Origin of the sequence: Pseudomonas sp. MIS38 (assembly GCF_019891575.1) — a bacterium.
Lineage (GTDB): Bacteria > Pseudomonadota > Gammaproteobacteria > Pseudomonadales > Pseudomonadaceae > Aquipseudomonas > Aquipseudomonas putida_A.
Map to the genome: position 1 here is coordinate 1 of NZ_JAFLXF010000070.1, position 433 is coordinate 433.

Annotated in this window: 1 protein-coding gene; it reads left to right on the forward strand. The window is 57.0% G+C overall.

Features of this window, described 5'->3' with window-relative positions:
- Positions 1-69 precede the first annotated feature (69 nt).
- A partial coding sequence (locus tag J1G18_RS27895; protein ID WP_223009613.1) for a hypothetical protein occupies positions 70-433 on the forward strand: 364 nt, incomplete at its 3' end.

Genomic DNA, 433 nt, shown 5'->3' on the forward strand with positions numbered 1-433 from the left:
AGCCGTCATCTTCAGCGCTGAATAACTCCATGCCCTTTGTCTCCCGACAGTTCGCTTGGAGTTCCGTCCATGCTCGTTCAGCCCAAGAAGAAAATCTCTGCCCCCCATTCATTGCTGGACCCGATAGTGCTCGGGCGCCTCCTGCCTTCCGGTCAGTGGGGGATCAATCGGGCGGCGGTGTTCACTTTTCCCGACCTCGGCCTGCTTATCGTCATCCCCGTCTGGGCCACCAAGGCTGTTGGAGATACCGTCAAGCTGCTGCTCAATGACCGTGAGGTCGACGGACGTCCCATCATTGACCAGACCGAGCTCAAACAACCGACCCTCTTGTGGGTGGCTCCCCGTCATCTGCAGACAGGTCCTTACCAACTCACCTACGAAATCAAACAGCCCAATCAAAAAGAAGAGCGTCCGGACAAGCCCCTCAACCTCT